The sequence below is a fragment of the Pseudomonas agronomica genome (assembly GCF_025917275.1).
Classification (GTDB): Bacteria; Pseudomonadota; Gammaproteobacteria; order Pseudomonadales; family Pseudomonadaceae; genus Aquipseudomonas; species Aquipseudomonas agronomica.
Window position 1 is genome coordinate 1 of the sequence record NZ_JAOSHO010000149.1, and the last position, 10,903, is coordinate 10,903.

Here is a 10,903-nt window from a genome sequence, read left to right on the forward strand (position 1 = left end):
CATCACGGGCATGCCCAAGTCCGAGATCACCACGTCGAAACGGCCGTCCTTGGCGGCTTCCAGCGCTTGCAGCGGCTGGTCGAAGGCAACCACGATGGCGTCTTCCATCTCCAGCAGCAGCTTGAGGGTGTCGAGTACGTCCGGCGAGTCGTCCACCAACAGGATCGTCAAACCGCCCAGGCGCCCGGGCTGATCGTCGCAGGACTGCGATTTAGGCTCGATCGTGGCATTGCTCAGCGGCAGGCGAATGGTGAAGGTGCAGCCTTTGCCCAACCCTTCGGACTTGACCTCGACACTGCCACCGTGGGCTTCGGTCAATTGCCGGACGAGTGACAGGCCAATCCCCAGGCCTTCGCGCTGGTGGGTGGCGTGCTGGGTCTCGGCTTGGCCGAACAGGTCGAACACTTCGTTCAAATGCTCTGCGGCGATACCCACGCCAGAATCCTTTACATCCAGGCGCGCCGTATGGTCATCGTGGCTGGCGACCAGTTGCACCCGGCCACCGTTAGGGGTGAACTTCAGCGCGTTGTTCACCAGGTTCCAGATGATCTGCTCCAGCCGGGTCGGGTCGGCGTTGACGATCAGCTCGCCACTGGAGCCTTCAGGCAGCTCCAGGGTGACCTTATTCGGGTGGTTGTCGTTGATCACCACGGTGTAGATGTCTTGCAGCACGCGGGCCAGGTCTACCGGCTGGCGCTTGAGCTTGAGCTTGCCGGTGCGGACACGGGCCACGTCCAGCAGGTCATCGATGATGCGCGCCTGGCTGTTGACCGCGTCGCAAATGGTATTGACGGCCCGGGCCGCCGCGGTGACGGTCTTGGTCACCGGCAGGCGTCGCAGCAGCTCGGCGTTCAGCTGGATCAGGTTCAACGGGTGCTTGAGCTCATGGGACATGACGGCGAAGAACTCATCCTTCAGATGGCTGGAGTTCTGGGTTTCCATCAGCCGTTGGGTCTGTTCCTCGTGCAGGCGCTTGTGGCCGGTGAGGTCACGGGCGATCTTTACGTAACCCTGCAAATAATCGCCGCTGAGCAGCGTGACCTCGCCGCTGCAGAAGAAGCGGCTGCCGTCCTTGCGCTGGTGCCACCGCTCATCTTCGCAACGGCCGCTGGTCCGAGCGGTGCTCAATTCCGTTTCGGGAACGCCGATGGCACGGTCTTCCGGTGTAAAGACAAAGTCGTAGTAACTGCCTTCCGCTTCCGCCTTGGTGTGGCCGAAGATCAGCTCCGCCCCGGTATTCCAACTGGTGATCACGCCATGTTCATCCAGCAGGATGATCGCGTAGTCCCGGGTGCTTTCGGCCACCAGGCGCATGCGCTCCTCCCCCAAGCGCAGCTCTTCCTCGGCTGCCCGGCGCTTGGTGATGTCGATGAAGGTCAGCACCGTGCCGTCGATATGGTCCTCGCTGGAGCGGTACGGCAGCAGCCGGGCGATGTACCAGCGAGCGTCGCTGCTGCTGACTTCGCGCTCGATCATGTTCAGGGATTCGAACACCTGGGTCGCGTCCGCCGCCATGTCGGGGTAATCCAGGCGATGGGTGATGTCCAGCAGCGAACGCCCGGTGTCCACCGGAAGCATGCTGAAGATTTCCGTGGCCCGAGGCGTGAACCACTTGATGCGCATGCTGCGGTCGATGAACACCGTGGCGATGTCGGTGGAGGCGATCAGGTTGGTGAGGTAATCGTTGATCTTGTCGGTTTCTTCAACCTTGGTCTTGAGCTCGTAATTGACCGTCAGCAGTTCTTCGTTGATCGACTGTAGCTCTTCCTTGCTGGTCTCCAGTTCTTCGGTGGCGGAGCGCAGTTCCTCGTTGATGGCCTGCATTTCTTCGTTGGACGCCTTGAGCTCCTCGCTGGAGACTTCGGCTTGCTCAATGGTGTCTTGCAGGTGCAACTTGGTCCGCTGCAGCTCGCGCTCCAGATTGGCCAGGACCTGGTTTTCGGTCTGGCTGGTGATGGCAGTGGCCTGTTGGCTGGGGTCGACTTCTTCCTCTTCGAACACCACGAGCACGAACTCGCCGTCGGACTGGTCGTCGCGATACGGCTGGACCAGCAGGTCCACCAGGAAACGTCGCCCATCGCGCTCCATGTTGACCTGGCGCGACTTGACCGGCTGGCCGTTCTGGTTGACCTGGAACAGCGCGGTGCGGATTTCCAGGCGCAGTTGCGGATTGATCAGCGTCAGCAGGTTGCGCGACATCTCGCCGCCAACATGGCGCAGGTAGCGGCCGGCGCTTTCGATCATGTGCAGGATGTCGCCGTTGCTGTCGACGATGATGCTCGGTGGCGCGGCCTGTTCGATGGCGCGCAGGTGGATATCGGCGAACGAGACCTTGCGCGGCACGGCGATCTGCGGTGCGACCAGCGTCGAGGTGCTGCGTACGTAGCCGCCACGGGGCATGGTCGGGGTGCGTCGGCTGCTGGCCGTGCCGTATTTGGCCCGGAAGATCCGGTTGCGCTTGTCCACCGGACTGAACAGTTCGCTGCAGGCATCGGCGGATTCGGAAGAACCGAGGAACAGGTAGCCGCCCGGTCGCAGGGCAAAGTGGAACATTTGCAGGATTTCGCGCTGCACCTCGCGGTCGAGGTAGATCAGCAGGTTGCGGCAGACGATCAGGTCAATCTGAGAGAAGGGCGGGTCCGACAGCAGGCTGTGCTTGGCGAACAGCACCCGTTCGCGGACTTCCTTGCGCACCCGGAAGGTCGCGCCTTCCTTGATGAAGTACTGGCGCAGGCGGGTGGGCGGGACGTCGGTGATGATCGCTTCCGGGTAGGCGCCATTGCGGCCTACGGTAATGGCCCGTTCATCGATGTCGGTGGCGAATATCTGCAGCTTGGCGTTGCTGGCGTCGTGTTGCAGTTGATCGCTGATCAACATGGCCAGGGTGTAGGCCTCTTCACCCGTGGAACAACCGGCCGACCAGACCCGGATTTCCTCCGGTGGCACGCTGCCCGGTTCCACCGGCTTGAGCAGATTGGGCAGTACGTCGCGCTCCAGGGCTTCGAAGGCCTCGCGATCACGGAAGAAGTTGGTCACGCCGATCAGCAGGTCGCCGAGCAGTGCCTTGGTTTCTTCCGGATGATTCTGCAGGTAGCTGTAGTAGGCGCCAAGGTCCGGTTGGGCAGTGACTTGCATGCGCCGTTCGATGCGCCGCAGCACGGTGGCGCGCTTGTAATGCTTGAAGTCATGGCCTGTACCGGCCCGCAGCTGCACCAGGATGTCGTGCAACGATTGCTCGGCGGCGACGGCTTCGCGTTCCGACGCCGGTGGCTGGGTTTTTATCTCCGGATCATTGGCCGTCGGCAGGCGGATCGTCTGGGAGTTGCGCCAGAGCTCCAGGAGCTTTTGCGGTATCTCGACGACGGGCAGCACCAGGTCGACCATCTGGGTGTCGATGGCGGCTTGGGGCATGCCGTCGAACTCGGCATCCTGGGGCGACTGGGCGATGGTCACGCCGCCCTGTTCCTTGATGCGCGACAGGCCCACCGCGCCGTCGGAGCCGGTGCCTGACAGTACCAGGCAAAATGCCCGGTCCTTGTGCACATCGGCCAGGTCGCGGAAAAACAAGTCGATGGCTACGTGCCCGCCCAGGCGCGGCTCAGCTGGGGTGACGTTCAAATAACCGTCGTTCATCGACAAGTGGTGAGCAGGGGAGATCACATAGACATAGTTCTTTTGAATCGGCACCGTCTCGGTGACCTGCAAAACAGGCATCTTGGTGGATTCCTGGATGATCTTGTCGGCAATGCTCTGATGATCAGGAGAAAGGTGCAAAACGATCACGAACGCCATGCCGTTGTCCTTGGGCATGTGCTCGAAAAACTGCTTTATGGCCTGTAGCCCGCCCGCGGAAGCACCGATTCCGACCACGGCGAAATCCAGGCTGCTGGGGCTCAGCTCTCGTCGCTGTGGCACGTTGGGAGAGCGTTTGCTTGGAGATGACATATAAGTTAGGCCTTAAAGGGCGGCGGGGCGGTCCGGCGCTGCCGACTCGATTCAGGATGCAAAAAGTCGCAGGATAGTCGGGTTACGCGAAGATTGCGAAAACTCACGCTTCGCTACGCCGCCGCCACCCACATTGTGAACCTTCAAAAGCCATTCAGCCTACCGGAACCCGCAGGTATTCCGGCTGCAGATAGTTGAACCACAGCAGGATCATTTCCACCAGGATCGTGACCAGCACCAGCAAACCCACGCCCCAGACGCTGGCCGAATACAGCAGGCCCTGTTCCTTCTTCAAGCCCATGAACCTGGGCAAGCCGACGAACAGCAGGAACGTCGAGTAGACCGAAGCGGCCAGCAGGACCGCCACCGCCAGCCAGCGGCTGGGGTACACGCCGAAGATCCCGGCCAGGAAGTACGGGGTAGCGGTGTAGGCGGCGAAACCGACGCATTGGTTGAGCGTAGGCCGGGCTTCGAAGGTGCGCGACATCCAGCGGATGAACAGCCCCATCAGCGACACGCCGACCACGATGGTCACGTACATCAGCACGCATAGCTGTAGCGCGCTGGCGTGGCTGAGTCGCACGGTTTCGTTCTCGGCCAGGCTCCAACCGGTCCAGGTGGTGCCAATGAACAGGCACACCGCCGGGATCAACGCGAGCAACAGCAGGTGGGCCAGGTAATGGTGGGGATGAGCCTGTTCCTGCTCGCGGATGTCCCCCCAGGCGAATTCGGGATGGGTGAACAGTTTGACGAAAAGCACAGACATGACGACCTCCTGATCAGGACAGCCTCTGCATGAGGCTCATACGGTTATGAGGTACAGGATTGGCCAGGGGTTTCATTTATTTGGCCGGTCCGGGCGACGGCGCGATAAAGGGAATGATTCGAAACGGCGGGGGTCAACCCATCAGCATCCATGAAGGACTGTATGCCATGACTGTTGCCCGTTCCCTGATCGAGTACATGCGCGAACATGAGTTGCGCCTGACCACCGCCGAGTCCTGCACCGCAGGGCTGATCGTCACACTGCTGGCCGAAGTGCCGGGCAGCGGTTCGCTGATCGAAAGCGGCTATGTGGTCTATTCCCCCGAAGCCAAGCAGCGCCTGCTCGGGGTCAAGCCACGAACCATCGACACCTTCAACCTGACCAGCCGCGAAGTCGCCGAGGAAATGGCCCTCGGTGCCCTGCGCGACGCCAACGCCAACGTCGCGGTCGCCACCACCGGCCTGCTCGGGCCGGACGACAAGGACGGTATTCCCGCCGGCACGGTGTGTTTTGCCTGGGCGTTCGAGGTCAACGGGCAGCGCGCGCTGTTCAGTCGCCGCGAACGCTTCTTTGGTGACCGGCGCCAGGTGCAACGGCTGTCCAGTGAGTACGCCTTGCGGCAGATACCGGGGTATCACCAGCGCGCTTTGGCGGGCGATCGTCGATAGGGAGGACCGTCATGACCGACGAATACGACCAGGACGACCACCGTAGCCGCGAGTTCCCGGTGCGCGAGGACATGGCGTTCCAGCACAAGGTCTGGCGTTTCGAGCGGGTGGGTTGGTATGTGCTGGTGCTGCTGGTGCTCCTGACCCTGCTCGGGTTGTTTTCCCGTGGCCCGCTGAGTAGCCGTGTAATGCACAGCGCCGACGGCAGCATTGGTGTCGAGTACGAGAAATTCCACCGCAACGGCTCGACCAATCCGATGATCATTCGCCTGAAGGGCGCGCCTGGCGCCGTGCTGGAGGTGGAACTCGGGGGCGACTGGCTGGAAGGGTTCGACGTGCAGAGCGTGCAGCCGCAGCCCATGCGCTCGGCGGCTGCGGGACCGGGCATGAAAGTCTGGCTGCAGGCGGATGGCGAGGGGCAGGCCAACCTGCACCTGTCATTGCTAGGCGAAGGCCTTGGCACCTATCAAACCCGCATCGCCACGTCCCATGGCGCGGTGGTGACGTTCAATCAATTCATCTTTCCTTAGGTGACGTATGGATTCGGTACTGCGCGCCGCCGCGATGTACGCGGTATTGATGGTGCTGTTCAAGATCGCCGGGCGTCGTTCGCTGGCGGAAATCACCACCTTCGATTTCGTGCTGTTGATGATCATTGGCGAGGCGACCCAGCAGGCGCTGCTGGGGGATGACTTTTCGATGACCAACTCGTTCATGGTCATCGTCACGCTGATCGCCATCGACGTCGGCTTTTCACTGCTCAAGCTGCGCTCCGACTGGGTGTCCCGGCTGATCGACGGCGGTCCGACCATCATCGTCGAGGACGGGCGCATCCTGGAGGGGCGCATGCGCCACGCCCGGCTGATCGAGGCAGACATCATGGAAGCGGCACGCTCCAGCCAGGGCATCGAGACCCTGGACCAGATCAAGTTTGCGATCATCGAGCGTAACGGCAAGATCTCGGTGATTGCCAAGGAGTGATCCGAAGGACGCTTCTGTGGCGAGGGAGCTTGCTCCCGCTCGGTTGCGCAGCGACCGCAAGATGTTGGGGCCGCTTCGCAGCCCAGCGGGAGCAAGCTCCCTCGCCACGGATGTGCGTGTGCTTACAGGATCGGCTTGCCCCCCGTCACCGCATACCGCGAGCCCGAAATGTAGCTGGACTCATCCGACGCCAGCAGCACGAAGATCGGCGCCACTTCCACCGGTTGGCCGGGACGGCCCAGCGGCGTCTGGGAACCGAAATTCTGCACTTCTTCCTCGGGCATGGTGGCGACGATCAGCGGCGTCCAGATCGGCCCTGGCGCGACGCTGTTCACGCGGATGCCCTTGGGCCCGAGCATCTGCGCCAGGCCGCCGGTGAAGTTGGCGATGGCGCCCTTGGTCGTGGCATAGGCCAGCAGCGTCGGCTTGGGCATGTCGGAGTTGACCGACGTCGTGTTGATGATCGAACCCCCAGCCTTCATGTGCGGCACCGCGGCCTGGCAGATCCTGAACATCGCAGTGATGTTGATATCGAACGTGCGCACCCATTCCTCGTCGGGAATTTCTTCCAGGCTTTCATGGGTCATCTGGAACGCGGCATTGTTGACGAGGACGTCGATACGTCCGAAGCGCGCCACGGTCTCATCCACGACCTTGCGGCACTGCGCCTTGTCGGCCAAATCGCCCGGCAGCAATAGGCATTGGCGTCCGGCCTCTTCGACCCAGCGAGCGGTTTCCTTGGCGTCCTCATGCTCGTTCAGGTAAGAAATTGCCACGTCCGCACCTTCACGGGCGAAGGCAATCGCCACGGCACGCCCGATGCCGCTGTCGGCGCCGGTGATCAGGGCGATCTTGTTTGCCAGGCGTCCCGAGCCCTTGTAGCTCTGTTCGCCGCAGTCCGGGTAGGGGTCCATCTTCTGTTGGCTGCCCGGTACAGGTTGGCTTTGCTTGGGGAAGGGTGGGGTTGGGTAATCGGCCATAATCGTTCTCCATGGCAGGTGGTTGCGATGGAGGGTGGACTCTGGGATTTTCAGCAGAGTTCGGTTGGATTTTCACCCCGGTCGATGAGCGTGACCGATGGCGGTTCGTCGACTGGTGGCACGTTCGGGTGAACGTGGGTGGGGGCCGTATATTCCAATGTCAGGAACGTTTCAACTGGAGAAAAGCATGTTCAGTCACATACAGATTGGCGCGCGGGACCTGCCGAAAATGGTCGCATTCTATGATGCCGTGCTTGGCTGCCTGGGGTTGGTGCGCATGGAGAGCGAGGATGACTCGGGGCCACCCGGGGAGGGCTGGCACCAGCCGGGCAAGCATTGGCCGCAGGTGTTCGTCCAGGTGCCCATCAACGGGCTGCCGGCGACGTGGGGCAATGGCATGCAAGTCAGCTTCGCCGCCGATTCACAGCAAGCCGTACGCGACGCCTGGAAAATGGCGATGGACATGGGCGGTTTCGACGAAGGCGCCCCGGGCCCGAGGCCGCAATATTCAAAGGATTATTACGGCGCCTATTGCCGGGACCCGGAGGGGAACAAATTGTGCTTTGTGCATACGCCGGATATGTATGATTGACACAAACGCTGAGTGATTGCTCGCTCCCGCTAAACTTGTAGGAGCTGGCGAAGCCTGCGATCTTTTGATCTTTTGATCTTTCGCTTGAGATTCAAGTATCAGCGAAAAGATCGCAGCCTCGCTGCGCTCGGCAGCTCCTACGGTCGGCGGTAGCAGTGATCAGCCCCGGGATTTCAGGCTGCGCTCCATCCGCGCAATCCCTTCCTCCAGCAGCGCCCGTGGACAGCCGAAGTTCAACCGCACGAACTGCCCCGCGTCGTCGCCGAAATCGAGCCCGGCGCTCAAGCCGACCTTGGCTTGCTTCAGGAAGAAGCCCTGCGGGTCGTCCAGCCCCAATTCGGAACAGTCCAGCCACGCCAGGTAGGTGCCTTGGGGCACGGTCATGGTGATGCCCGGCAGACGGGTTTTTACGGCTTCGACCAGGTAATCGCGGTTGGCTTGCAGATATGTTTTCAACGCCTCCAGCCACGGACCCGCTTCGCTGTAGGCGGCACGAGTCGCCTCGAGGCCGAGCGCGTTGACGCTGTCGACCATGCCGGCCCTGGCCGCGTTGACCCGTTCCCGCAGCTTGGCGTTCTGGATGATAGCGAAAGAGGTCTTCAGCCCTGCGATGTTAAAGGCCTTGCTGGCGGACATCAGGGTGATGGTGCGTTCGGCAATCTCTGCGCCCAGGGTGGCGGTGGGGATGTGCTTGCGACCATCGAAGCACAGCTCGGCATGTATTTCATCGGAGATGATCCAGGCGTCTTGCTCGATACAGGTATCTGCCACTGCCTTGAGTTCGTCGCGACCGAACACCTTGCCCAGCGGGTTGTGCGGGTTGCTCAGCAACAGCGCACCACCGCCGTGCAATGCAGCTTTCAATCCGGGCAGGTCCGTGTGGAATTCACCGTTGAGCGGGTTGAACGCAAGCTCAACCTTCTTCAGGCCCCAATTTCCCGGGGCGTTGCGCAGCGGCGGGTAATTGGGCACCTGCACCACGACGTTCTGCTGTGGCTCCACCAACGCGTGCAAGGCCATGTTGAAGCCCGGCTCGACCCCCGGCAGGAACACGATCTGCTGGGGCTCGACGCGCCAGGTGTATTTGTTCCAGAGGTCGGCGACGATGGCGGCGCGCAGGTTGTCCTGTGCCACGCTGTAGCCGAGCATCGGATGCTCCAGGCGCTTGCGCAGCGCATCGATGACGACCGGCGGCGCGGCGAAGTCCATGTCGGCTACCCACATCGGCAATACCTCGGCCGGGTAGCGGCTCCACTTGGTGCTACCGGTGCCGTGGCGCTCGAACACCTGGTCGAAATCGAAAGTCATAGTGGTTCCATCGGGTCGGGAAGGGTGGCCGCCATGATAAAGCAAACTTCCCGCAGGAAAAGACCGAAGCCCTCCCGAGGCAAATGTATCGCTGTGTATCCAGCCCCTATGTAGACACGAAACGATTCCTTCAAGCCCATCGGTGACACACCCAAGATACGTCCCCGGCGTCAAATGAGCCCATCGAGACAGCGCACGCCGCCTCAGGTACTCACTTAAACGTCGGAGATATCGCCATGAACGTCAAGCACCTCAGCATCGCTTCCCTGTTTGCCATCCTCAGCCTCGGCGCCGTGGCAGCCAACGCCCAGGACGCCGTCAAGCCGCACACCTACATGTACGGCGACCACCTGGACATCGCCAAGGTGCTGTCGGTCAAGCAAGGGGCGGGGTCGGGCTGCGGCGTCGTCGAATCGCGCATGACCTACCTGGATTCGACCGGGGCGATCCGAGCGCTGGACTACAGCGCGATTGCCCAGGGCTGCGGCCAGGACAATTGAGGCGTTGGCCATCAAGGAGATCTACCATGGACACTATTTTGTCGAAACCCGAATACGTACAACGTCGCCGTCGCCGGTTTGCGCCCACCGTCCTGGCATGCGCGCTGATGCAACTGGGCGCCTTGGGATTGGCATCGTTCCAGGCGAATGCGGCCGAGTTCCCCGCGAGCATTGTCGGCACGATCACCCCGGGCAGCCACACCTCGTTCGGCCCGTTGAAGCATGTCAAGGCTGGCCTGCTGGACGTGGCCTACGCTGAAGTCGGTCCCGCCGAGGGGCCGGTGGTGATCTTGCTGCACGGTTGGCCTTACGACATCCACAGTTATGCGGATGTGGCGCCGGCACTGGCCGAGAAGGGCTATCGCGTGCTGGTCCCGTATGCCCGGGGCTACGGCGATACACGCTTCCTGTCGGCCAAGACCCTGCGCAACGGCCAGCCATCGGCGCTGGCCAGTGACTTGATCGATTTCATGGACGCACTGAACATCAAGCAAGCCGTGCTCGGCGGCTATGACTGGGGAGCGCGCACCGCCGACATTGTCGCCGCATTGTGGCCGGAGCGTGTGAAAGCGCTGGTGGCGGTGAGTGGCTACCTGATCGGCAGCCAGGAGGCTGGCAAGGCTCCGCTGCCGCCGGCCGCCGAGTTGCAATGGTGGTATCAGTTCTACTTCGCGACAGAGCGTGGTCGCCTGGGCTACGAGAAGAATACCAATGACTTCGCCAAGCTGATCTGGAAACTGGCGTCGCCGAAGTGGAGCTTTGACGACGCGACCTTCGATCGAAGCGCCGCGGCCTTGCAGAACCCCGATCACGTGGCTGTCTCGATCTACAACTATCGTTGGCGCCTGGGGCTGCTGAAGGGCGAGGCCAAATACGCAGGGCTGGAAAAGAAACTCGCGACCTTTCCGTCCATCGCCGTGCCGACGATCACGCTTGAGGGCGACGCCAATGGTGCCCCGCATCCACCGGCAGACGCCTATGCCAAGCGCTTCACCGGTAAATACCAATATCGACTGATCGACGGTGGCGTGGGCCATAACCTGCCGCAAGAAGCACCGCAGGCCTTCGCCCAGGCTGTGATTGACGCCGACCACCTCTGAAGTCGCCGCAATAGCTGACAACCCAAATGTCCCCGTGGCGAGCAAGCTTGCTCCCGCCGGGCC

The 10,903-nt window shown here is 61.9% G+C and carries 10 protein-coding genes; 6 read left to right on the forward strand and 4 right to left on the reverse strand.

Annotation, left to right across the window (positions count from 1 at the left end):
* Together OC610_RS13045 and OC610_RS13050 are read right to left on the reverse strand one after the other, a co-directional pair.
* The coding region (locus tag OC610_RS13045; RefSeq protein WP_264428189.1) for a CheR family methyltransferase at positions 1-3,945 on the reverse strand (3,945 nt) is incomplete at its 3' end.
* 154 nt (positions 3,946-4,099) lie between these two features.
* Positions 4,100-4,711 carry a Yip1 family protein gene (locus OC610_RS13050; protein ID WP_264428192.1) on the reverse strand — a complete coding sequence of 204 codons (612 nt, stop codon included), beginning with the start codon at positions 4,709-4,711 and terminating at the stop codon, positions 4,100-4,102.
* 167 nt (positions 4,712-4,878) lie between these two features.
* Here OC610_RS13050 and OC610_RS13055 point away from each other — a divergent pair, with 167 nt between their 5' ends.
* From OC610_RS13055 to OC610_RS13065, 3 genes are read left to right on the forward strand one after another with little or no spacing between them, the layout of a single operon-like run.
* A complete protein-coding gene (locus tag OC610_RS13055; RefSeq protein WP_264428193.1) occupies positions 4,879-5,379 on the forward strand; it encodes a CinA family protein in 501 nt (166 codons plus the stop codon).
* 11 nt (positions 5,380-5,390) lie between these two features.
* Complete coding sequence (locus OC610_RS13060; RefSeq protein WP_264428194.1) at positions 5,391-5,909, forward strand: hypothetical protein; 519 nt, start codon at positions 5,391-5,393, stop codon at positions 5,907-5,909.
* Between the two features lie 7 nt (positions 5,910-5,916).
* The gene (locus tag OC610_RS13065; protein WP_030140618.1) at positions 5,917-6,360 is read left to right on the forward strand and encodes a DUF421 domain-containing protein; all 444 of its coding nucleotides are present in this window, start codon (positions 5,917-5,919) and stop codon (positions 6,358-6,360) included.
* 122 nt (positions 6,361-6,482) lie between these two features.
* Here the strand turns inward: OC610_RS13065 and OC610_RS13070 are convergent, their stop codons facing one another.
* Positions 6,483-7,340: an SDR family oxidoreductase gene (locus OC610_RS13070; protein ID WP_264428195.1), complete on the reverse strand. Its 858-nt coding sequence runs from the start codon at positions 7,338-7,340 to the stop codon at positions 6,483-6,485.
* A 187-nt stretch (positions 7,341-7,527) separates the two neighbouring features.
* On the opposite strand from OC610_RS13070, the gene OC610_RS13075 reads away from it, so the two are divergent.
* Positions 7,528-7,932 carry a VOC family protein gene (locus tag OC610_RS13075; RefSeq protein WP_264428196.1) on the forward strand — a complete coding sequence of 135 codons (405 nt, stop codon included), beginning with the start codon at positions 7,528-7,530 and terminating at the stop codon, positions 7,930-7,932.
* 159 nt (positions 7,933-8,091) lie between these two features.
* On the opposite strand, the gene OC610_RS13080 is transcribed toward OC610_RS13075, so the two are convergent.
* Positions 8,092-9,240 carry a MalY/PatB family protein gene (locus OC610_RS13080; protein ID WP_264428198.1) on the reverse strand — a complete coding sequence of 383 codons (1,149 nt, stop codon included), beginning with the start codon at positions 9,238-9,240 and terminating at the stop codon, positions 8,092-8,094.
* 236 nt (positions 9,241-9,476) lie between these two features.
* On the opposite strand from OC610_RS13080, the gene OC610_RS13085 reads away from it, so the two are divergent.
* Both OC610_RS13085 and OC610_RS13090 read left to right on the forward strand, forming a co-directional pair.
* Positions 9,477-9,740, forward strand: a complete 264-nt coding sequence (locus OC610_RS13085; RefSeq protein WP_264428199.1) for a DUF2790 domain-containing protein — start codon at positions 9,477-9,479, stop codon at positions 9,738-9,740.
* A gap of 26 nt (positions 9,741-9,766) precedes the next feature.
* Positions 9,767-10,840 carry an alpha/beta fold hydrolase gene (locus OC610_RS13090; protein ID WP_264428201.1) on the forward strand — a complete coding sequence of 358 codons (1,074 nt, stop codon included), beginning with the start codon at positions 9,767-9,769 and terminating at the stop codon, positions 10,838-10,840.
* Positions 10,841-10,903 lie beyond the last annotated feature (63 nt).

Coding starts and splice junctions, on each gene's coding strand:
- OC610_RS13085 (WP_264428199.1), top strand. CDS start 9,477: ATGAACGTCAAGCACCTCAGCATCGCTTCCCTGTTTGCCATCCTCAGC.
- OC610_RS13050 (WP_264428192.1), bottom strand. CDS start 4,711: ATGTCTGTGCTTTTCGTCAAACTGTTCACCCATCCCGAATTCGCCTGG.
- OC610_RS13080 (WP_264428198.1), bottom strand. CDS start 9,240: ATGACTTTCGATTTCGACCAGGTGTTCGAGCGCCACGGCACCGGTAGC.
- OC610_RS13060 (WP_264428194.1), top strand. CDS start 5,391: ATGACCGACGAATACGACCAGGACGACCACCGTAGCCGCGAGTTCCCG.
- OC610_RS13070 (WP_264428195.1), bottom strand. CDS start 7,340: ATGGCCGATTACCCAACCCCACCCTTCCCCAAGCAAAGCCAACCTGTA.
- OC610_RS13065 (WP_030140618.1), top strand. CDS start 5,917: ATGGATTCGGTACTGCGCGCCGCCGCGATGTACGCGGTATTGATGGTG.
- OC610_RS13075 (WP_264428196.1), top strand. CDS start 7,528: ATGTTCAGTCACATACAGATTGGCGCGCGGGACCTGCCGAAAATGGTC.
- OC610_RS13055 (WP_264428193.1), top strand. CDS start 4,879: ATGACTGTTGCCCGTTCCCTGATCGAGTACATGCGCGAACATGAGTTG.
- OC610_RS13090 (WP_264428201.1), top strand. CDS start 9,767: ATGGACACTATTTTGTCGAAACCCGAATACGTACAACGTCGCCGTCGC.